This window comes from Streptomyces roseolus, assembly GCF_014649855.1.
GTDB lineage: Bacteria > Actinomycetota > Actinomycetes > Streptomycetales > Streptomycetaceae > Streptomyces > Streptomyces roseolus.
This window is the reverse complement of record NZ_BMTV01000023.1, coordinates 124,795-146,208: the sequence shown is the minus strand read 5'-3', so window position 1 is coordinate 146,208 and position 21,414 is coordinate 124,795. Positions and strand designations below refer to the sequence as shown.

Annotated in this window: 14 protein-coding genes and 2 pseudogenes; 11 read left to right on the top strand and 5 right to left on the bottom strand. The window is 72.2% G+C overall.

The features are described 5' to 3' along the window. From IE245_RS26070 to IE245_RS26050, 5 genes and pseudogenes are all read right to left on the bottom strand, one after another. Positions 1-284: pseudogene (locus tag IE245_RS26070) on the bottom strand (hypothetical protein); the annotation flags it as partial. A 216-nt stretch (positions 285-500) separates the two neighbouring features. Beyond that, positions 501-1,655 carry an alanine racemase gene (alr, locus tag IE245_RS26065; protein WP_189951746.1) on the bottom strand — a complete coding sequence of 385 codons (1,155 nt, stop codon included), beginning with the start codon at positions 1,653-1,655 and terminating at the stop codon, positions 501-503. Positions 1,656-1,782: 127 nt separating this feature from the next. After that, the gene (locus IE245_RS26060) at positions 1,783-2,787 is read right to left on the bottom strand and encodes a peptidoglycan-binding protein (RefSeq protein ID WP_189951744.1); all 1,005 of its coding nucleotides are present in this window, start codon (positions 2,785-2,787) and stop codon (positions 1,783-1,785) included. Positions 2,788-2,973: 186 nt separating this feature from the next. After that, positions 2,974-4,509, bottom strand: a complete 1,536-nt coding sequence (locus IE245_RS26055) for a PucR family transcriptional regulator (protein WP_189951742.1) — start codon at positions 4,507-4,509, stop codon at positions 2,974-2,976. A 460-nt stretch (positions 4,510-4,969) separates the two neighbouring features. After that, positions 4,970-6,232, bottom strand: a pseudogene (locus IE245_RS26050) (glycoside hydrolase family 10-like protein); the annotation flags it as partial. Between the two features lie 483 nt (positions 6,233-6,715). On the opposite strand from IE245_RS26050, the gene IE245_RS26045 reads away from it, so the two are divergent. From IE245_RS26045 to IE245_RS26000, 11 genes are all read left to right on the top strand, one after another. Then, positions 6,716-8,332, top strand: a complete 1,617-nt coding sequence (locus IE245_RS26045) for a peptide ABC transporter substrate-binding protein (protein ID WP_189951738.1) — start codon at positions 6,716-6,718, stop codon at positions 8,330-8,332. Between the two features lie 72 nt (positions 8,333-8,404). Further along, a complete protein-coding gene (locus IE245_RS26040) occupies positions 8,405-9,331 on the top strand; it encodes an ABC transporter permease (protein ID WP_189951736.1) in 927 nt (308 codons plus the stop codon). After that, entirely contained in the window at positions 9,324-10,265 is a 942-nt protein-coding gene (locus IE245_RS26035) for an ABC transporter permease (RefSeq protein WP_189951734.1), read from the top strand. Before IE245_RS26040 ends, IE245_RS26035 begins: the two co-directional genes overlap by 8 nt. A 6-nt stretch (positions 10,266-10,271) precedes the next feature. After that, the gene (locus IE245_RS26030) at positions 10,272-11,276 is read left to right on the top strand and encodes an ABC transporter ATP-binding protein (protein WP_189951732.1); all 1,005 of its coding nucleotides are present in this window, start codon (positions 10,272-10,274) and stop codon (positions 11,274-11,276) included. Then, entirely contained in the window at positions 11,260-12,285 is a 1,026-nt protein-coding gene (locus IE245_RS26025; protein ID WP_189951730.1) for an ABC transporter ATP-binding protein, read from the top strand. The genes IE245_RS26030 and IE245_RS26025 overlap by 17 nt, the downstream gene beginning before the upstream one ends. Before the next feature lie 77 nt (positions 12,286-12,362). Then, entirely contained in the window at positions 12,363-14,273 is a 1,911-nt protein-coding gene (locus IE245_RS26020) for an N-acetylmuramoyl-L-alanine amidase (RefSeq protein WP_189951770.1), read from the top strand. A gap of 167 nt (positions 14,274-14,440) precedes the next feature. Beyond that, complete coding sequence (locus IE245_RS26015) at positions 14,441-15,625, top strand: C39 family peptidase (RefSeq protein WP_229851509.1); 1,185 nt, start codon at positions 14,441-14,443, stop codon at positions 15,623-15,625. A 516-nt stretch (positions 15,626-16,141) separates the two neighbouring features. Beyond that, complete coding sequence (locus tag IE245_RS26010) at positions 16,142-18,190, top strand: S9 family peptidase (RefSeq protein ID WP_229851508.1); 2,049 nt, start codon at positions 16,142-16,144, stop codon at positions 18,188-18,190. After that, positions 18,187-19,146, top strand: coding sequence for a S66 peptidase family protein (locus IE245_RS37220; protein ID WP_229851507.1), 960 nt, complete (start codon positions 18,187-18,189; stop codon positions 19,144-19,146). Before IE245_RS26010 ends, IE245_RS37220 begins: the two co-directional genes overlap by 4 nt. Continuing rightward, complete coding sequence (locus IE245_RS26005; RefSeq protein WP_189951726.1) at positions 19,143-20,000, top strand: M55 family metallopeptidase; 858 nt, start codon at positions 19,143-19,145, stop codon at positions 19,998-20,000. Before IE245_RS37220 ends, IE245_RS26005 begins: the two co-directional genes overlap by 4 nt. Before the next feature lie 48 nt (positions 20,001-20,048). Further along, positions 20,049-21,392 carry a M20/M25/M40 family metallo-hydrolase gene (locus IE245_RS26000; protein ID WP_229851506.1) on the top strand — a complete coding sequence of 448 codons (1,344 nt, stop codon included), beginning with the start codon at positions 20,049-20,051 and terminating at the stop codon, positions 21,390-21,392. The last annotated feature ends 22 nt before the right edge of the window (positions 21,393-21,414 follow it).

Genomic DNA, 21,414 nt, shown 5'->3' with positions numbered 1-21,414 from the left:
GTGATGTTGAGGGCGCAGCCGCTGGCGCTCTTGAGGGTCTGGGCGCCCTGGGCGGTGGCGAGGTTGAGCTGCTCGAAGGACGTACAGGTGGGGTTGTAGCGGTCGGAGCAGTTGCCGGACGAGGACCAGGTGATCCCGGAGGCGGTGAACATGGCGGTCGCGGTGGCGTGGCTGATCTTGGTGACGGCGTGGGCCTCGCCGGCGGCGGTGAGGGCGCCGAACCCGGGGGCGAAGAGGGCCCCGGTGACGAGTGCCAGAGCGGTCAGGACGGGACGGATTCTCATGCTGGTTCTCCTGTCTGGACGGATGGAACGGAACGGTCCTCCGGTGCGGGTACCGCGAAGGGAGGACGGATCAAGTACCTGCCGCATGCGGCAGGGAGGTGCGGCCTGGTCGCCGCTGCTCCGTGGGGTCCGATGGCACGGAGCGGGACGTGCCGGTCCGGCTCGGCCGGTGCCGGTGCCGAGTGCCGGTACGGCGATGGTCGAAGTGGGGGAGCGTCAGTCCCCGTTGCCCGGGTAGACGCGCGGGACGCGCGCGCCGATGCGGGTCACGATCTCGTACGCGATGGTGTCGGCGGCCACCGCCCAGTCCTCGGCGGTCGGCTCGCCCCGCTCCCCGGACCCGAACAGCACCGCCTCGGCGCCGGGCTCGGGCGTGTCGCCGCCGAGGTCGACCACGAACTGGTCCATCGCCACCCGCCCCGCGACCGTGCGCACCCGGCCCCCGACCAGGACCGGGCCGCGGCCCGAGGCGTGCCGGGGCACCCCGTCCGCGTAGCCCAGCGGGACCAGGCCCAGGGTGGTCTCGCCCTCGGTGACGTAGTGGTGCCCGTAGCTCACGCCGTGCCCGGCGGGCACGTGCTTGACCAGCGCCACGCTCGCCTTGAGCGACATCACCGGCCGCAGGCCCAGCTCCGCGGAGGTGCCGAGCCCCTGGCTGGGTGACACGCCGTACATCGCGATGCCCGGCCGGACCATGTCGAAGTGGGCCTCGGCAAGCGTCAGGGTGGCCGGCGAGTTGGCGATGTGCCGCACCTCTGGCTCCACCCCCGCCTTCTCGGCGTACTGCAGCATCGAACGGAAGACGTCCAGCTGAGCGGCGATGGAGGGGTGGTGCGGCTCGTCGGCGCACGCGAAGTGCGACCACAGACCGGTCACCTTCACCAGCCCCCGAGCCTGGGCCTTGAGCGCCTGGGCGACCAGCTCGGGCCAGTCGGCGGGCTGGCACCCGTTGCGGCCCAGCCCGGTGTCGGCCTTGAGCTGGATCCGCGCCCGTTTGCCGGTCGCCTCCGTGGCCGCCACCACCTCCCGCAGGGCCCACATGCCGCTCACCGACATGTCGAGACCGGCCTCGATGCCCCGGTCCCAGGGGTCGCCCGGCGTCCACAGCCAGCACATGACGGGCACGTCCGTGATCCCCGCCGCGCGCAGCGCGAGCGCCTCGTGCGGGGTGGCCGTGCCCAGCCAGTCCGCGCCCGCGCCCAGGGCGGCACGGGCGCAGCGCACCGCGCCGTGTCCGTAGGCGTCGGCCTTGACCACGGCCATGATCCGGACGTGGGGGGCGACGCGGGCGCGCAGCGTGCGGACGTTCGCACGCAATGCGCCGAGGTCGATCTCGGCACGGGCTCTGCGGGGCGGCGGTGTCTCGGTCATGGCCGGTTTTCCCTTCCGTGGGACTGCACAGGAGTGCGAGGCGCGTGCTGGGGAGCGGTCGGCCCGCAGGGGCGCGGCCGGACCCCGGACGGGACCCGGGGACCGCTTCCCGGCGGTCGCCGCCCGGTCAGTAAGTGCAGCCTGAAGTCGGGAGGGTCCACGGAGAGGGCGGAACGAGGCCGTCGTAGAGGGCGATCAGCATCTGCTGGGGACAGACGGAATCGCCCTGCCGGAAGATGCCGAAGTGGAGGTGGGGGCCCGTGGAGTTGCCGGTGTTGCCGGTGCGGGCGATCAGCTGGCCCGCCGTCACCCGGGCGCCGTGGCTGACGTCGCGGCTGTCGAGGTGGCAGTACTGGTAGCTGACGCCGTCGTCACCGTCGATCGCCACGCCCAGGCCGCAGGAGTCGTCGAGGCCGCCGTTGAGCCGGGCGGTGCCGCCGGTGATGGCGTAGGCGGGCGTCCCGGTCTCCACGGCGATGTCGCTGGCGGGGTAGTCGTGATGGGCCCACAGGAGGCTTTCCCGACCGTCGAAGACGTCCTCGCGCGGGATGACGAAGGCGTACGTGCCCTGGGGGCCGGATCCGGGCGGTGATCCGAGCAGGTGCTGCCAGGTGGTGGCCCCCACGGTCGTTCCTCCCGTGAGCTGGTGCCGCGCCTTGTAGCCCTCCACCGCGGTGGTCGTCGACGGTCCGAAGACGCCGTCGGTCGCCACGTCGCGGTATCCGTGCTCGCGGAGCTGGAACTGCAGGGCCCGGACGGCGTTGGCCTGCGTGGAGCCGGGGGCGACGCTGATCACGAGCTTGCTCCAGGTGGCGGGTCCGACGATCCCGTCGGCCGAGAGTCCCTGGTTCTGCTGGAACGTGATGACGGCGCTGCGCGTCTGGGCGTCGAACTCGGCGTTGGCGGTGACGACGCCGCCGTGCTGGCGGAGGAGGAACTGCAGGCTGGCGACGTCGTTCCCCGTGGCTCCCTTCTGCAGCAGCGGCCAGGCCGGCAGGGCCGCGTGGGCGGGGACCGCGGCGAGCAGTCCGAGGAGCAGTGCCGCGACGAGGGCGGTGACCAGGGTTCGCGCCTCTCCGAGACGCGAACCCGCCGTGGTGGCCGTGGTGGCCGTGGTGGACGCAGGGGGCATGGACGGTCCTCTCTGTTCCTGTGGCTGCCGGCCTCGGTGTCCCCCCGGCGGGTCGGTGCGCTCGCGGGGGAAGGGACCTCCGGGAGCGGGTGCCAGGAGGCATGGCCGGCAGGCGTACGGTAGGAACAGGCAGGCCTGTCTTGAAATGGACGTCATGTCGATCCGTCCGGAGACGGCTTGGACTGTTTAGCCCTTTGGGGGAACGGCGTTCCTGTATTTCTGCTGGTGGGCGAGGGGACCGCCCACCGCCCGAGCCGTCAGCGCCAGCCAGAGGTCGACCCGGTCCTCCGCCCGGTCCTGCTGTCTTCCCGTCAGCCTGGCCACCTTCTCGATGCGGTTCTGGACGGTGTGCCGGTGCAGGCCCAGCAGGGACGAGGTCTCGGCCCAGGAGCCGTTCGTCTCCAGCCAGACCCGGAGGGTCTCGGTGAGTTCCCCGCCCGGGTCCGCGGCATCGAGCGGTGCCAGTACGGTGTCGGCGAAGGCCGCCAGGGTCGCGGGACTGCCCAGGCTCAGCAGGAGCCTGACCGAACCCGCCTCCGAGGCGCTCACGGGACGTCCCAGCTCGGTGCTGGAGGACAGCAGGGCGATCGCCTGCCGGAGCGAGAGCGCCGCGTGCTGCGGAGCGACGGCGGGACCTATGCCCGCCGGCAGGCCCGTGGCGAAGCGGTGGAGCACCGCGGACGTGTCCACGCCTTCCGGAACGACCATCTCGACCGTCTCGCCGGTCACGCGCGCGAGCCCTCCGGGCACCGCCAGGGCGAGATCGGCGGCGAGTTCCACCGGTTCGCCGGCCGCTCGCACGGCCACGGCCCGGACGGACGCCGAGGCGACGTCGGCCGTCCGCAGCAAGGACCTCGCCTGGTCCGCAGTGACGTCCGGATGGAAGAGCCGGGCGAGGAGGGCCGCGCGGCGGCGGCGCTGCGGCTCGTCGGCCAGGTGACGGCGTTCCAGCTCGACGGAGAGCAGGGACACGAGGACGCTGATCAGCAGCCGTGCCTCGGGGGAGTCCGCGTCGAGGAGGACGAGGAATCCGCGCGGGCGCGTCGTGCCGAGGGGCTGCACCACGAGCCTTCCGCAGGGCAGGTCCGCGCCGCCGCTTCCCCGGAGGCCGTGCAGGGCGACGGTCTCGATCACGGCGGTGGCGTTCGCCAGCAGTTCCTGCCCGTCGGTCCCCGCCGATCCGAGGAGCCTTCCCGAGGAATCGCACACGGCCACGCCCGAGTTGACCGCCTGGTGCCAGGACGACAGCAGACCCGTCAAACCGTCCCCGGAGGCGGCCGCGGAGGACAGTCGGCGTTGTGTGCGCAGGGTGCGCTCCAGCAGGCGTCGTTCCTCGGCCGCCCGGGCCAGGAAGACCGCTTTGGTGATGGAGGCGAAGGGGACGCTCTGGGGGGCCGTGAGCAAGGGCAGTCCGGCCCGCTCGGCATGGGTGCTCAGGGCGGCTGGCACCGCCTGCAGGGGCAGTCCCGGGCCCACTCCCACGATGAGGGCGGCGGCCTTGCCGCCGCTGAGCTCCTCCACGTAAGCCGCGCAGCCGGGCTCGTCGGCGGAGAGCAGCAGCCCGTTGGTCATGACCACTTCGGCGCCTTCGAGCCAGGCGGCGGGCCGCGTGTTCTCGGTCGCGTGTGCCGCCTCGACCACTCGGCCAAGCCCCGTGCCGCCTGCCAGGAGGCTGAGACGAAGGGAAGGGATGGCCAATAGATCACGAACGGTGAGAGGCATGGGACGCATGGTCCATGAAGTGCCTTCGCCTGTCGACCGTCTGTCGAGGACCGCGGTCCCCGCGACCGTTCCGCGGGGAAGGGAAGGCGCGCGGCGACCGCTGCCCGTGCGGACCGGTTGCCGCGCACCACGAGGGTCAGCGCGCGGGGTGGGACAGCCTGCCCTGGCGCTGCACACGATCGATGGCGGACGCCGCGTACCAGCAGCCCCCCGGCGCGCCCGGATCGTCGTAAACGGCCTGCCGGCCGCCGGGAATCACCGCCACGAGGGAGGCGTGCTCCCCCTCCGGACGGTGCCCGGGGTCGCGCGGGAACCGGTACACCGCGTAACGGAACGGCACGTCCTTGTTGCCGGGCGCCCCCGCCCTGATGCGCAGGGAGGCCGTGCCGGTGTGGACGTCCCGCCGGACCTCGACGGTCGGTCGTCGCGGAAGCGGACCCTTGTCGAGCCGGGTCGGCAGGGGGCCGAGGACCGGTCGGTGCCAGTGGGAGGCCCGCATGGCGGCGAAGTCGCCCACGCGATCGGCGCGGACGTCCTTGGCGCTGAAGAAGAGGTCGCCGCCTATGTCGGGAAGCGTGGCGTTGAGCGTCAGGTGGCGCGTCAGCTCCTTGCCGTCCTGCCACGGAGCGGGCTGCCCCGCGGCCCCCGACTTGTAGACCGCCTGTCCGATCCACAGCTCCGTGTCCGTGCCCCGGACCACCTCGGCCCACCACGGTGCCAGGACGCCGTAGTCGGCCACCGGCAGTCCGATGTGCCAGTACACCTGGGGCGCGACGTAGTCGAGCCACCCCCGCTCGACCCATCCGCGGGTGTCCGCGTGCAGGCCGTCGTACGACTGGAAGGCGGCGGTCCGGGAACCGCGCGGATCCGTGGTGGCGTTGCGCCAGACGCCGAAGGGGCTGATCCCGAAGAGCGCGTCCGGGCGTACGGCACGCACGGCGTCCCGCATCTCACGGACCATGAGATCCACGTTGTGCCGGCGCCAGGCCGCCTTGTCCGCGTGGCCCGCTCCGTACGTCCGGAACGTCTCCTCGTCGGGGAAGTCGGACCCCGCGACCGGATAGGGGTAGAAGTAGTCGTCGAAGTGCACGCCGTCGATGTCGTACCGCCTGACGGCGTCGAGCATCGCCTCCTGGCAGAAGCGGCGCGCGGCAGGCACGCCGGGGTCGTAGTAGAGCTTGCCGCCGTAGGAGACGCACCATTCCGGATGGACGCGGGCCGGGTGCTCGGGAACCAACGCGGACGGGTCGGGCTGCATGGAGACGCGGTACGGGTTGAACCAGGCGTGGAACGCGAGGCCGCGCGCGTGCGCCGTCTCGACCATGAAGCCCAGCGGGTCGTACCCGGGGTCCCTCCCCTGCGCACCGGTGAGCCACTGGGACCAAGGTTCGAGCGGCGAGGGCCAGAACGCGTCGGCCGTCGGCCGGATCTGCACGAACAAGGCGTTGAACCCCCACGCGAGGGCTTCGTCCGCCAGCCGTACGAACTCCGCGCGCTGGGCGTCGGCGTCCAGGCCCGTGCGACTCGGCCAGTCGATGTTGACCACGGAGGCAATCCACAACCCCCGCATCTGCCGCCCGACGGGATCGACGGCGGGCACGGCGGCGTGGACCGGCGACGACGCGAGTGCGGCGGTGCAGCCGGCCGCCGCGACGGCGGCGAGGAGCGTGCGGCGGGGGAGGGCTGAGGAGGTCGAGGAACCAGCGGTGCGTTGCGGTGTCATGGCTGTCTCTCCGTGGGCGACGTAACGGGGGCGGGGGACACGTCGGGGGTCCGACGGCGGGGCGGGGGCGGGAGCCGCACTCCCGGGGGCCGATGAGCTCGTCATATCGGTAACGCACGTAACTCTGGATGCATCTCGTCGCGCTATGTATCTTCTGTTTCGAAGGTGAAAGCGGGTCGTGCCGCCGTGACCGCCTCTCCGGCATGCGCGCCCGCCGGACCTCCGCCCGTGCCGGAGCGCCTCCCGCGAGCGAGGAAGGGCGGGCGACGGTCGAGGTGCCACGGCCCATGCTCGTCTTCCCGCGGCCGGCGCGGTAACGACTCGATGTCCATCGCTTCCGAAGGGGCCTGGACATTCCGTCGATCGTCTCCCCACCGGCCGGATCCCTACCGTGTCGCCCTGCCTCACTCCAAGAGCGTTCCGTGTCAACGCCGTTCGACGACGTCCTCCCCGCTTGCCCTCCCGAAATGAGTACAGCGCACCATGATTCCCCTCCGGTCCACCGCCCTCGCGGCAGCCACCGTCCTCACCGTCGTCGCGTCCGCGACCGCCTGCGGTCCGTCCGAGCCGGCGAAGTCCGACAACGCGTCCGGCAAGCCCGGCGGCGCCTACTCGGTCGCGCTGACGGAACCCGACCACCTCCTGCCGGGCCGCACCACCAGCAGCTACTCCCTCCAGGTCCTGCAGGGGCTGTTCGACCCGCCCGCCGCCCTCGACCCGAAGGACGGCACCCCGAAGCCGCTGGCCGCCCTCTCCTGGCTCACCGACGACAACGTCGTCTGGACGATCAAGTTCAGGTCCGGAACCACCTTCCACAACGGCGAGAAGGTCACGGCCGCCAGCTTCGCCGACGCGTGGAACGCCGCCGCCTACGGACCCAACGCCTGGGACGCGAACTACTACTTCGCCCAGATCAAGGGGTACGACGCCCTCAACCCGGCGGACGAGGGCGCCAAGCCGACCGCCCGGACCCTGTCGGGGCTCAAGGTCATCGACGAGACGACCCTCCAAGTCACCCTGAAGGCGCCCTTCGGCCAGTTCCCCATGCTGCTGTCCTTCCCCGCCTTCGCCCCCCTCCCCAAGGCGGCCACGGCCAACCCGGACGCCTCCGACATCGCACCGATCGGCAACGGCCCCTACCAGCTCGACGGCGCATGGGAGCGCAACCAGAAGATCAAGCTGAAGAAGTTCGCCGGCTACGGCGGGCCTCGCGAGGCCATGGCCGACCGCATCGACTTCAAGATCTACACGAGCCGGGAGACCGCCTTCACCGAACTGCAGGCCGGCAACGTGGACGTCCTGACGACCGTCCCGGCCGCCAACTCGGCGCAGGCGAAGCGCCTCTTCGGCGAGCGCTTCTCCATCCGCCCCAGCGGAACCATGGACTACCTCGGCCTGCCCGTGAAGGACCCCCGCTTCGCGGACCCCCGGATCCGCAAGGCCCTCTCCATGGCCATCGACCGCAAGGGCATCACCCAGGCCATCTACAACGGCGTCTACCGACCCGCCACCTCCCTCGTCGGCGACGTGATCCCCGGGCACCGTTCCGACGCATGCGGCAAGACCTGCGCCTACGACCCGGCGGCCGCCAAGAAGCTGTTCGAGGAGGCCGGCGGCTTCGACGGCCCGCTGGAGCTCTACTTCTCCAACTCCGACCCCACCTACGAGCAGTGGATGACCTCGGTCGCCAACCAGCTCAAGGACAACCTCGGCATCCAGGACGTGAAGTTCCGCAAGATGGCCCCCGCCGACCTGTCCTCGCTGCTCAACGACGGCAAGAACAAGGGCCCCTTCCGGCAGAACTGGGTCATCGATTACCCCAGCATCCAGAACTACCTCGACGGCCTCTACTACCCCGGCAACCGATCCGGCTGGAGCAACGGCGAGTTCGACGCCCTCGTCGCCAAGGGCAACGCCGCCCAGGGGAACGAAGCCATCGCGGCCTACCAGAAGGCCGAGGACATCGCCCTGCGCGACCTCCCGTACATCCCGTTGTGGAACTGGCAGGACCAGTCCGCGTGGAGCGACCGGATCGGGAACGTCGTCATCGACTCCTACGCCGCCGGCCTGCACCTGGACCGCGTCACCGTCAACGACTGAGGCCGTCACCGACCCTCTGCCGGCACCCTTTCGGGAGGGCCGCGCAGACCGATTCCCTGGGGGCCGTCCGTCGTGTGGAGATTCGTCGCCCGTCGCCTGCTGCACGCCCTGCCCGTACTCCTCGGCACCACCTTCCTCATCTACACGCTCGTCTTCGTCCTGCCGGGCGACCCCATCCAGGGGCTCGCCGGCGACAAACCCGTACCGCCGGCCGTCCTCGCGGAGCTGCGCGCCCGCTACCACCTGGACGACCCGCTGTGGATCCAGTACGCGCACTACCTCACCGGCCTGCTCACCGGTGATCTCGGCACCACCTTCACCGGCCGCCGCGTGTCGGACCTGCTGGCCGACCGATGGGTCGTCACCCTGCAACTCGGCCTCACGGCCTGGGTGCTCGAAGTGGTCCTCGGCATGGCACTCGGGGTCTGGGCGGGCCTGCGGAAAGGCAGGTGGGACGACAGCGCGGTGCTCTTCGGCACCACCCTGGTCATCTCCGTGCCGGTCTTCGTCGTCGGCTACATGGCCCAGCTGGTCTTCGGCGTACAGCTCGGCTGGCTGCCGGTGGCCGGCACCGAAGCGGGATGGCCCTTCGCCTTCCTGCTGCCCGGTCTCGTCCTGGCCTCGTTCGGTCTCGCCTACGTCGCCAGGCTCACCCGCAGTTCCCTCATCGAGAACCTGCGGGCCGACTACGTCCGCACCGCCCACTCCAAAGGACTGAGCCGCCGCCGCGTCGTGGTCAGACACACCCTGCGCAACTCGCTGATCCCCGTCGTCACCTTCCTCGGCCTGGAGCTGGGGGGACTCATGGCCGGCGCGGTCGTCACCGAGTACATCTTCAACCTCCCGGGCGTCGGCCAGCAGCTCTTCCAGTCCATCCAGCTCCGCGAAGGCCCCGTCGTCGTGGGCACCACGACGGCCCTCGTCCTCATCTTCCTGCTCGCGAACCTGCTCGTGGACCTCCTCTACGGGCTGCTCGATCCGAGGATCCGCCATGACTGACACCGCCAGGACCCTGGAGGCCGCGGGCGAAGCCGCCGAGCCCCCCGCGCCGCCCGACACGGCGCCCCCGCCTTCCCAGGAGCGGGCGTCCCTCAGCAAGGACGCATGGCTCGAACTGCGGGCCCGGCCCACGGTGTGGGCCGCCGTCGTCACCCTCCTGCTGATGACGGCGATGGCCCTGGCACCCGGCGTCCTCACCTCGCTGCTCACCGAAGGAGGAGACCACTGCGACCTGGCCGACTCCAAGCTGGGACCCTCCGCGGGCCACCCCTTCGGATTCGACCTGCAGGGCTGCGACTACCTGGCCCAGGTCATCCGGGGCACCCGCCCCTCCCTGATCGCCGGCCTCGCCGTGACGGCGGCCTCCCTCCTGATCGCCGTCGTCCTCGGACTGCTGTGCGGCTTCTATGGAGGATGGCTCGACGCCCTCGTCTCCCGGGTGACCGACGTCTTCTTCGGCCTGCCCTTCGTGCTCGGAGCCACCGTCATCCTGGTCGCCTTCCCCGACCACGGACTGGGCGCCATGATCCTGGTCCTGACGGTCCTGGGCTGGACGACCATGACGCGCATCATGCGCTCCCAGGTCATCGCCCTGGCCGACGCCGACTACGTGCGCGCCGCCCGCATGCTGGGAGCACGCCCCGCCCGCCTCATGGTGCGCCACATCCTCCCCAACGCGATCACCCCGGTCATCGTGGTCGCCATGCTGAACGTCGGAGCGGTCATCTCGGGCGAGGCGACACTCGACTTCCTGGGAGTCGGACTCCAGTACCCCGAGGTCTCCTGGGGACTCCAGCTGAACGCGGCCCAGGCCTTCGTCCTCGACCACCCCCACCTCCTGTTCTTCCCCGCCCTCTTCCTGTCCGCGACCGTCCTGAGCTTCATCCTCCTCGGCGATGCCGCACGTGACGCCTTCGACCCCCGGCTGAAATGAGCGCCCATGTCCCCCGACGCACATCCCCTCCTGGAGGTCGAGGACCTCTGCGTCGAGTTCCGCACGCGACGCGGCACCATCCGGGCGGTGAACGGACTCTCCTACGCCCTTCACGAAGGCGAGACCCTGGCCCTGCTCGGTGAGTCCGGATCGGGCAAGTCCGTCGCGGCACAGGCTGTCATGGGGCTGCTCGACACACCGCCGGCGCACATCACCCGCGGCGCCGTCCGGCTGCGCGGCGACGACCTGCTCGCCATGTCTCCCGAGGGCCACCGGCAGGTGCGGGGAACGCGTCTGTCCATGATCTTCCAGGACGCGCTCACCGCGCTCAACCCCGTGCTGTCGGTGGGCGACCAACTGGCCGAGATGTACCGGGTGCACCAGGGCACGGGACGCAAGGCCGCCTTCGCGCGCGCCGTGGCGCTCATGGACCGCGTCCGGATCCCGGCCGCCGCGCGCAGGGTCCACGACTACCCGCACCAGTTCTCCGGCGGGATGCGTCAGCGCGTCATGATCGCGATGGCGCTCGCGCTCGACCCGGAGGTCGTCATCGCGGACGAACCCACCACCGCCCTCGACGTCACCGTCCAGGCCCAGATCATGCGGCTGCTCAAACAGCTCCAGGGCGAAACCCGCATGGGGCTGCTGCTGATCACCCACGACCTCGGCGTCGTCGCCGAGGCGGCCGACCGGATCACCGTCATGTACGCCGGCCGCACGGTGGAGTCCGCGTCGGCCGAGGACCTCTACGCCCGGCCCGGACACCCCTACACCCGTGGCCTGCTCGACTCGGTGCCCCGCCTGGACCGCCTGGGAAAGTCCCTCGTGCCCATCACCGGCGCCCCGCCCCTGCCGTCCTCCGTCCCCGCAGGATGCGCCTTCCACCCCCGGTGCCCGCGTGCCGAACCGCGCTGCGGCAGCGAAGCACCACCCTTCCGAACGCTTTCGCCCGCAGGACACCGCAGTGCCTGCCACTTCGCCGAGGAGGTCCACCATGCTCCCGTCGGCTGAGACCGCCCCGCCCCTCCTGCGGGCCACGGCGCTCACCCGCCACTTCCCGATCACCACGGGCGTGCTCCGGAAACACCGCACCGGGGCGGTCAGAGCGGTCGACGGCGTCGACCTGACCGTCCACCGCGCGGAAACCCTCGGCATCGTGGGCGAGTCCGGGTGCGGCAAGTCCACCCTCGCCTCCCTCCTGATGGCCCTGGACCAGCCCACCGCGGGCACCGTGACGATCGACGGCCAGGACCCCTTCTCCCTCTCCGGACGCGAACTGCGCACGCTTCGCCGTCGTGTCCAGATGGTCCTGCAGGACCCCTACACCTCCCTCAACCCCCGGATGACCGCCGGACAGATCGTCGGGGAACCCTTCGCCATCCACCCCGAAGCCGTCCCCAAGGCCGACCGCGGGCGACGCGTGGCCGAACTCCTCGAAACGGTCGGTCTGGACCCCTCCCACCGGGACCGCTACCCCCACCAGTTCTCCGGCGGGCAACGCCAGCGTCTGGGAATCGCGCGGGCACTGGCCCTCGGGCCCCGGCTGCTGCTGTGCGACGAGCCGGTGTCCGCCCTTGACGTCTCCGTCCAGGCGCAGGTCCTCAACCTGCTCCAGGACCTCCGCCGCGACCTCCGCCTCGCCTGCGTCTTCATCTCGCACGACCTCGCGGTCGTCCAGCACCTGTGCGACCGGATCGCGGTGATGTACCTCGGGAAGATCGTGGAGACCGGCACGCGCGAGCAGATCTACACGACTCCCCGCCACCCCTACACCCGTGCCCTCCTCGCCGCGGCCCCTGTACCCGACCCCGGACGGCGCGCACCCGATGACGCCCACCTCCTGGAAGGCGACCTGCCCTCCCCGGCCTCACCGCCGTCCGGGTGCCGCTTCCGGACCCGCTGCCCCCACGCGCGCGAGCAGTGCCTGACGGAACCCGAACTGCGCACGCGCGACGGAGCCGACCACCCGACCGCCTGCCATTTCCCCCTTGACACGACGACACGAAGGACGAACGCGTGACAAGCAGACGCATTCCGCGCAGACGGGCGGCAGCTCCCGTGGCCGTCGTGACGGCCCTGCTCACCGGGGCGCTCGCCATGGCTCCCGCCCAGGCGCAGCCACCATCCGGACCGGAGGGCGCCGCCTCGGCGTCGACGCGGCCCCGTGCCGACCTCTTCCGCGTGGCCGGCGAACGGCACCACGTCCCCGAGACCGTGCTGCTCGCGGTGTCGTACCTGCAGAGCCGCTGGGACGACCACGACGGAGCCCCCAGCGTCGACGCGGGCTTCGGACCGATGCACCTGACCGACGCCCGGGCAACGCTCGCCCGGACGTCCCACCACGCCGACGGGGACGAGGACCCCCGGGGCGACACCTCCCGCCCTTCCCTCGCGCACCGTGAGACGCCCGTAGACCCGGATCGCCTCCCCGCCGCCCTGGAGACCCTGGGACGGGCCGCCGCGCTCACCGGCCTCCCCGCGGACCGCCTTCGCACGGACCCCGGCGCGAACATCGAAGGCGGAGCGGCGCTCCTCGCCGCCCACCAGCGATCCGCGGGCCTGCCCCTGAGCACCGATCCGGCACAGTGGTACGCGGCCGTCGCCGCCTACGCGGGCGCCGCCGAAGCCGGGGCGGCGCGACGCTTCGCCGACGACGTCTTCCGCCTGATCAACACGGGGGAGTCGCGGCGCACCGACGACGGAACCGTCGTCACCCTGCGCCCCGCGCCCGTCGTGCCGAACACCCGGCAGCTGGACGGACTCGGTCTGAAACCCACCACCCCGGGCGCCGAATGCCCCCGCGAGCTGGGCTGCGACTGGACCCCCGCGCCCTACCAGATGCTCTCGGACGAGCCCGGCGACTTCGGCAACCACGACCTCTCCGACCGCCCCCACAACCAGGGCATCGACTACATCGTCATCCACGACACCGAGGCCACCTGGGACACCACCCTCAAGCTGGTCCAGGACCCCACCTACGTGTCCTGGCACTACAGCCTCCGCTCGGCGGACGGCCACATCGTCAACCACCTGCGCGCCAAGGACGTCGGCTGGCACGCCGGCAACTGGTACGTCAACTCCAAGGCCGTCGGGCTGGAGCACGAGGGCTTCCTCGCCCAGGGCGGCCAGTGGTACACCGAGGCGATGTACCGGACGTCGGCCCGCCTGGTGCGGCACCTGGCCAGGACGTACGACATCCCCCTCGACCGGGCCCACGTCATCGGTCACGACAACGTGCCCGGCACCGTGCCGGCCAACGTCGCCGGCATGCACCAGGACCCCGGCCCCTACTGGGACTGGGACCACTACTTCGATCTCCTGGGCAAGCCGTTCAAGCCGGAGGGCAGGCCCGCCTCACCGCTGGTGACCATCCACCCGGACTACGACTCCAACACGGAGCCCTACTACTGCGGGGCTACCCCGGCCGACCTCTGCCCCGTGCACGGATCGGCCTCGATCACGCTGCGCACCGAACCCCGTAAGGACGCCCCCCTGGTCACCGACGAGGGCATCCGTCCCTCACCCGGCACCTGGTCCGTCTACAACCACGCCGCCCGGGTGAGCACGGGTCAGAAGTACGTGGTGGCGGAGCGCCGCGGGAACTGGACGGCGCTGTGGTACCTCGGGCGGAAGGGCTGGTTCGAGGAGGACCTCCGACGCCCCAAGACCCTGCCCGCCAAGGGCCTGGTGGCGCGGCTGCGCCCCGGCCTCGACGGCGCCCCGCTCTACGGACGCGCCTACCCCGAGCCCGCGGCGTACCCGGCCGGGGTCCCCGTCCAGCCCCTCGTGCCGCTGCAGTACACCCTGCGCCCCGACCAGGCCTACAGCGTCGGCCAGACGGTGGCCGGCGAGTACTACCACTCCAAGACCTTCGAACTCGCGGGCCACACCGTGGTCCGCGGCGAGCTCAGGTACCACCAGGTGCAGTTCGGCCACCGCATCATGTTCGTCAGAGCGGACGACGTGATCCTCACGACGGCCTCCAAGATGCCGCCCGTGCCCAGCTGAGCACGGGACCGTCCGAGGCGGCCCGGGGCTCCTGATCGGGAACTCCGGGCCGCTACCATGTGGGCCCTGTCCCGGCATCGGCGCCAGGCGGGGCCGTACCGGGGCTACAAGAGAGCGGCAGGACGACCGTGACAGGCGAGAACTGTGGGCGAAGCGACGACCCCCTCGTGCCGAGGGCGGTGCTGCACCGCTGGTCGGAGGCCTGCGACTTCACCCATGCCGTCTTCAGGGGCACCGCCTGGACCGACGGGGCCTTGCGCCTGGAGAGCGCCGAGGCCGACGAGGCCTTCGTGGACCACCACGGTCACGCCACCCTGGAATGGGACTACGCGACCTGCTCCACCGGCTGGCGCGACCTGCCGTTCCCCGCCGAGGAGCTCATCCCCTCCTGGACGGCCCTCACGCCGGCCGGCACCCGGCTGACGGTGCGACTGCGCGTCCGTGATGCCGCGGGAGACGCCTCCCCCTGGTACGTGATGGCGCACTGGGCCTCGGACGACGCCGTGGTGCACCGCACCACCGTGCCCGGTCAGACCGGCCCCTTCGGAACGGCGGACGTCGACGTGTTCGTGGCCGCCCCCGGCAGGCCCGCTGCTGCGTACGAACTGGAGGTCCGCCTCGCGCGCGTCCGAGGCGCCGTCGAGGGCCCCGCGGTCCACGCCCTCCACCTCGCCGCCTCGTCCACGCCCCCCGACCACCACCAAGCGGTCAGCGGGCCCGCCGGGGCCTGGGGCAAGGTCCTCGACGTCCCCCGCCGTTCCCAGGAGCTGCACACCGGTCACAGCCCCCAGTGGGACGGGGGAGGCGAAGCCTGGTCGGCCCCGGCCTGCACCGCGATGCTCGTCGAGTACTTCGGCCACGGCCCGCAGGCCGCGGAGACGGCGTGGATCGATCCCGCCGACACCGCGCCACAGGTCGACTTCACCGCGCGCGCGGTCTACGACTACGCCTACAAGGGGTGCGGCAACTGGGCCTTCAACGCCGCCTATCCGGCCCGTTACGGGCTCGGCGGAATGGTCACCCGGCTGCGCTCGCTGAACGAACTCGAACGCTTCATCTGTGCGGGCATCCCGGTCGCCACGGCCCAGAGCTTCCGCATCGGCGAGCTCGCGGGCGCGGGCTACTCACCGGCCGGAAGCATCAAGATCGTCTGCGGTTTCACGCCCGACGGCGACGTGGTGGTCAACGACCCCCTCTCGGCTACCGACGAGGAGGTGCGGCGGGTCTACCGGCGCGGCGAGTTCGAGCGCGTGTGGCTGTCGGCCTCGGGCGGCGGGGGAGTGGTCTACCTCGTCCACCCCCGCGAACTGCCCCTGCCGGCCAACGTGGCCGGCCTGGACCTCAACTGGTGAACCAAGCCGGGGACGCGGGGCCGACCCGCTCCCCGGGCAACGACGAACCGTCGTGCCCCGCCCCCGTAGGACCGACCCGCTCCCCGGGCAACGACGAAACGTCGTGCCCCGCCCCGCGGGACGGGACCTTTTGTTGATCGCTCGCAGTCGTGGTGCCTCACTAGCGTGTGCGTCATGAGAACGGCTCCGCCGCATCCGTGCGGTCCACCGGACGGGGACGCGCACATCCGGCGGCCGCGGCCGGCCGGCCCTGCCCCGCGGCCCTGAGGTCCCTGCCCCGTCCCCGGCCGTCGGCGCCGAGGAAGCACTCCCCGGACACACCGCGCCGCACCGCGCCGCACACCACTGAACCGCGGACGTGCTCCCCGCGCGCCGCGGTCGAACCGGCGGTGCGCGCCGGGCTCGTCTCCCGCTCCCCATCTCCCAGCACGGCCGCCCCGCGCTTCGCCCCGGCCGTGACTCCTGCCCTCATGACCACATGGACGCCATTCGCATGGCCACAAGGCGGTGACCCCGATGAACCACCCCTCCTCCACCCAGGACACGCACCCCCCGTTCCGGGCCTGGGACTCCGACATCAGCGCCGCGGCCGTCGCCCGCCAGGACGGCACGCCGGGTTGGGTCTCGCTCGTCGGCGACGAAGTGTGGTGGGACGAACCCCGCCCCCACGAGTCAGGCCGCCGCTGCGTCGTGCGTGCGAAACCGGACGGCACCGTCGAGGACGTGCTCCCCCCGGGCTTCGACGCCCGCAACAGCCTCCACGAGTACGGCGGCCGGTCCTGGCGCCCCGCCGGTACCGGCCTGGTCTTCACCCACTGGCACGACCGGCGCGTCTACCTCCACCACCCGGAGGGCCAGGACGCGCCCAGGCCCCTCACCCCCGCGCGCGAAGACGTCACCTACGGCGACCTCTACGTGCCGCCGTCGCGCGACGAGGTGTGGGCCGTGCGCGAGACGCGCCTCGGGGGGACGCGCGACATCGAGCGCGCCCTCGTGTCCGTCTCGCTCGGCACCGGCGCCGAGCGGACGATCTCCGCGACGCACCACTTCGTGACCTGCCCCCGGCTGTCCCCGGACGGCCGGCATGTGTCCTGGATCGGATGGGACCATCCGAACATGCCGTGGGACGGCACCGAACTGTGCGTCGCGCCGATGCGGGAGGACGGCACCGCCGGCGTCCACGGCGTGCGGGCGGGCGGCCCCCGGGAATCCGTCGTCCAGGCCGAGTGGAGGGACGGCGACAGCCTCTGGGCGGTCACCGACCCCGACGGCTGGTGGACCCTGCACGTCGTGCCCGCCCACGGAGGCCCCGCCCAGGTCGTCGCCGCCGTCGAGGAGGAGTTCGGCGGAGCTTTGTGGAAGCCCGGCTCCGCCTGGTTCGCCCCCCTTCCCGACGGCCGGGCCGTGGCCGTTCACGGAACGGGTGCCGGGCGACGGATCTCCCTCGTGGACCCCGAGGCAGGTCTCGAACGGCCCGTACTCACCGATCTCGGCCTGCCCTTCACGGATTTCATCCAGAGCCTCGACGCCGACGGGAGCCGCCTGGCCGCCGCCGGGGCCGGCCCGACCCTTCCCTACAGCGTCTTCACCACGGCCCTCCCCGGGCCCGGCGCCACCCACGACCGCGACACCCGGATCCTCTCCTCCCGCGCGGCGCCGCCGGTCGACCCCGCCTGGCTGCCGCGTCCCACCGCCAGGTCCTTCCACCGAGGTGCCACGGAGCCGACGAACGACGACGTCCCGGGCGCCGGTTTCCCGGTGCACGCCCACCTCTACCCGCCCACTCACCCCCGTCACGCCGCACCGGCCCGACGGCGCCCGCCCTGGGTGGTCTTCGTGCACGGCGGCCCCACCGGCGACTACCCGATGGTGCACGACCTCGAGATCGCCTACTTCACCAGCCGCGGCATCGGCGTCGCGACGGTCGACTACGGAGGGTCGGTCGGATACGGCCGTGCCTACCGGGAACGTCTGAACGGCGCCTGGGGACTCGTCGACGTCCAGGACTGCGTCACCGTCGCGCGGGCCCTGGTGTCCGAAGGAATCGCCGACCCCGGCCGGCTGGCGATCCGCGGAGGAAGCGCGGGGGGATGGACCGCCCTCGCGGCCCTCACCCACACGGACGCCTTCGCCGGCGCGGTCTCCTTCTACGGCATCACCGACCCGCTCACCTGGGCGGCCACCACCCACGACTTCGAGTCCCGCTACCTGGACGGTCTGATCGGCCCCCTGCCGCGGAGCGCCGCGCTCTACGAACAGCGTTCCCCGGTGCTCGCGGCGGACAGGGCCAGCGGACCCGCCCTGCTCCTCCACGGCCTCGACGACACCATCGTGGACCCCGCCCAGTCCTCCGCCATGGCAGAGGCCCTCCACGCCGCGGGCATCGCCTGCGAGCACATCGAGTTCCCGGGGGAACGGCACGGCTGGCGGCGGGCCGAGACGATCCGGGAGGCCCTGGAGGCCGAGATCCGCTTCTACGAGCGGATCTTCGCTCCTCCCTCCGGTCCCCGGGCGGACACGGCCGGTTCCACGGGCGCGGCACCGGCCCCTGCGGAGCGGTCATGACGGCCGACGGCGTTCCGTCCGCCGCGGGGCGCCCCCCGCGTCAGGACCGCGCATATCCTCCGTTCCTGCGACGGGGCGACACCGTCGCCCTCGTCGCCCCCGCCGGACCGGTGACGGAGCGGGAGACGACCCCGGCCCGGGACCTGCTGGAGGACTGGGGGCTCCGGGTACGTGTCACTCCGCGGCTCCACGCCACCCACCAGGGCTACCTGGCCGGTTCCGACGACGACCGCCTCGACGACTTCACCGAGGCCTGGCTCGACCCGGACGTACGGGCGGTCGTGTGCGCGCGGGGCGGGTACGGGAGCCAGCGCATCGCCGACCGCCTCGATCACCGGCGCCTCGCCGCCGCAGGACCCAAGTTCCTCGTCGGTTCCAGTGACATCACCTGCCTGCACCAGGCGATCGGGGAGAGCCTCCGCCTGGTGACCCTCCACGGCCCGATGCCCGGCTGCAGGCCGCTCCACGTGGACGACGTCAGTGCCGGAAGCCTCCACGCGACCCTCTTCGGACCGCCACCGCGCTCGTTCGCCCTCGACGGCCCCGTCCTTGTTCCCGGACGCGCTGAGGGGATCCTCACCGGCGGGAACCTCACCATGCTGGCGTCCTCACTGGGAACCTCCACCGCGCCCGACGCCGAAGGCCGCATCCTCCTGCTCGAAGACGTCGGCGAGGACCCCTACCGCCTGGACCGGTCGCTGACCCAGCTCAGACGCGCCGGCGTCCTGCGACGGCCGGCCGGCGTCCTCCTCGGCGACTTCACCGACTGCGGCCCCCGGGACCAGGTGGAGGCCGTGATGCGGGACCGCCTGTCGGACCTCGGCGTCCCGGTGGCGGCCGGCCTGCCCGCCGGCCACGGACCGCGTCAGCTCACCGTCCCCCTGGGAGCACGCGCGGTCCTCCGCACGGACCCGCCCGTCCTCACCCTCCCCCCGCACGAAAGGAACACGAAATGACGACGGTGCTCGTCTCCGCCGACATGGAAGGCGCCACCGGCGTCACGTGCCCCGACGACGTCGAACCGGGAACCGCCTCCTGGGAACGCATGCGCCCGCTGTTCACCGGCGACGTCAACGCCGCCGTCGACGGCCTCCTCGCCGGCGGCGCGACCGAAGTGCTGGTCAACGACGCCCACTACACGCAGCGCAACCTGCTCCTGGAGAGCCTGGACCCCCGCGCGCGCCTGCTCACCGGCCGACACAAGCCGCTGGGCATGATGGCGGGGATCGACCGGGCCGACGCGGTGGTCTTCCTCGGCTACCATACGGGCGCCGGAGAGCAGGGGGTGTTGTCCCACACCTACCTCGGAACCGGACTGGTCGCGTTCCGCATCGACGGCGAGCCGGCCGACGAGGGCCGCATGAACGCGCTGATCGCCGAGGAGCACGGCGTTCCCGTCGTCCTGGTGACCGGAGACGACCTCACCTGCGAGGCGGCCCGGCTCTGGGCGCCCGAGGCCCTCGTCGTGGCGGTCAAGGAATGCGTCAGCCGGTACGCCGCCATCTGTCTTCCCCCCGGCCGGAGCGCCGAGCTGCTGCGCGCACAGGCGGCCGAGGCCGTGCGCCTCCTCCCCACCCGACGCGACCACGCGGACGCCCCGGAAGGACGCGGCGTCCCCGCCCGGCCGCACCGCTTCGAGCTCGACTTCCACGCACCCCATCTGGCGGCCGCGGTCCTCGCCGTCCCCACCGTCGAACCCAACGGCCCCCGGGGCGTCGCCTTCACCGCACCGGACGCGACCACCGCCGCCCGGACCTTCAAGGTGTGCACCTCCATCGCCGGCGCGGCGATGGAGGACCACTTCGACTGACCGCCGCCCCCTCACGCCCCCGCCCGACCGACCCCCGCGGAGCAGCTTGTGACCGCCACCAGACGACCAGGTCTGCACGACGGCTACGCCACCGACGTCGCCGAACTGTGCTCGGACCTCCTGCGCATCGACACCACCAACCCCGGAGACGGATCGGGGCCTGGCGAGCGGCAAGCCGCGGAGTACGTGGCCGAAGCCCTGGAGGCGGCCGGTGTCCGTGCCACTCTGACCGAACCGCGGCCCCGCCGCACCAGCGTCCTGGCCCGGATCGACGGCGAGAACCGCGACCTGCCCCCGCTGCTCGTCCACGGACACCTCGACACCGTGCACGCCGAGCCCCGCGACTGGACGCTGCACCCCCTTTCCGGAGACCTCCACCACGGCTGCCTGTGGGGACGCGGCGCGGTCGACATGAAGGGAACCCTCGCCATGACCCTCGCCCTGGTGCGCGCCTGGGCGCGCGCGGGGCAGAAACCGCGGCGCGACCTGGTCCTCGCCTTCCTCGCGGACGAGGAGTCGACCGGCGAGTACGGATCCCGTCACGTCACGACCGCGCACCGGGACCACTTCGCCGGCGTCGAGGAGGCGATCAGCGAGTCCGGCGGCTTCTCGATCACTACGAGGACCACCCGCACCGGACCGGACGCACGCGTGTACCCCATCGCCGTCGGAGAGCGCGGCACTGCGTGGATGCGGCTCACCGCCCACGGCACCGCGGGACACGGCTCGGGACCCGGACAGGACAACGCGGTGGCGGAGCTGGTCCACGCCCTCTCCCGGCTCGCCGCCCACCGCTGGCCCACCCGCCTCGTCCCCGCCGTCCGCACCCTGCTCGACGCCCTTGACCAGACCCTCGGGATCCGGATCGACCGCGACCGGCTGGAGGAGGAGGCGAACCGTCTCGGCGGGCTCGGCGAACTCTTCGACTGCACCATCCGCAACACCCTCAACCCCACCGTGCTGACGGCCGGCCAGAAGGTCAACGTCATCCCCTCACGCGCCCACGCCGAGGTGGACGGCAGGTTCCTGCCCGGCGAACAGAACGCCTTCGTGGAGACCGTCGACCGGCTCCTCGGCCCGAAGGTGACACGGGAGTTCATCAACTGCGAGGAGGCCGTCGCCGCCGACCACGAAGGGCCGGCCTTCGGCGCGATGGCCGAAGCGATCCGCAGCCAAGACCCCCACGCCCACCCCGTGCCGTTCATCCAGTCCGGGGGGACCGACGCCAAGGCCTTCGCGAGGATCGGCATCAGCACCTACGGCTTCGCCCCCCTCCTGCTCGACCCCCACCTGCACTACTACGCCATGTTCCACGGAGTGGACGAGCGGGTGCCCCTGTCCGGCCTCGAATTCGGCGTCCGCGTCCTCCACCGGTTCCTCACCGCCCACTGAGCGCCATTCCGAAGGGCAGACC

What these genes read in the sequence shown, in the direction of transcription:
- alr (WP_189951746.1), bottom strand. Translation starts at nt 1,655, where the DNA reads ATGACCGAGACACCGCCGCCCCGCAGAGCCCGTGCCGAGATCGACCTC.
- IE245_RS26060 (WP_189951744.1), bottom strand. Translation starts at nt 2,787, where the DNA reads ATGCCCCCTGCGTCCACCACGGCCACCACGGCCACCACGGCGGGTTCG.
- IE245_RS26055 (WP_189951742.1), bottom strand. Translation starts at nt 4,509, where the DNA reads ATGCCTCTCACCGTTCGTGATCTATTGGCCATCCCTTCCCTTCGTCTC.
- IE245_RS26045 (WP_189951738.1), top strand. Translation starts at nt 6,716, where the DNA reads ATGATTCCCCTCCGGTCCACCGCCCTCGCGGCAGCCACCGTCCTCACC.
- IE245_RS26035 (WP_189951734.1), top strand. Translation starts at nt 9,324, where the DNA reads ATGACTGACACCGCCAGGACCCTGGAGGCCGCGGGCGAAGCCGCCGAG.
- IE245_RS26030 (WP_189951732.1), top strand. Translation starts at nt 10,272, where the DNA reads ATGTCCCCCGACGCACATCCCCTCCTGGAGGTCGAGGACCTCTGCGTC.
- IE245_RS26025 (WP_189951730.1), top strand. Translation starts at nt 11,260, where the DNA reads ATGCTCCCGTCGGCTGAGACCGCCCCGCCCCTCCTGCGGGCCACGGCG.
- IE245_RS26020 (WP_189951770.1), top strand. Translation starts at nt 12,363, where the DNA reads ATGGCTCCCGCCCAGGCGCAGCCACCATCCGGACCGGAGGGCGCCGCC.
- IE245_RS26010 (WP_229851508.1), top strand. Translation starts at nt 16,142, where the DNA reads ATGAACCACCCCTCCTCCACCCAGGACACGCACCCCCCGTTCCGGGCC.
- IE245_RS37220 (WP_229851507.1), top strand. Translation starts at nt 18,187, where the DNA reads ATGACGGCCGACGGCGTTCCGTCCGCCGCGGGGCGCCCCCCGCGTCAG.
- IE245_RS26005 (WP_189951726.1), top strand. Translation starts at nt 19,143, where the DNA reads ATGACGACGGTGCTCGTCTCCGCCGACATGGAAGGCGCCACCGGCGTC.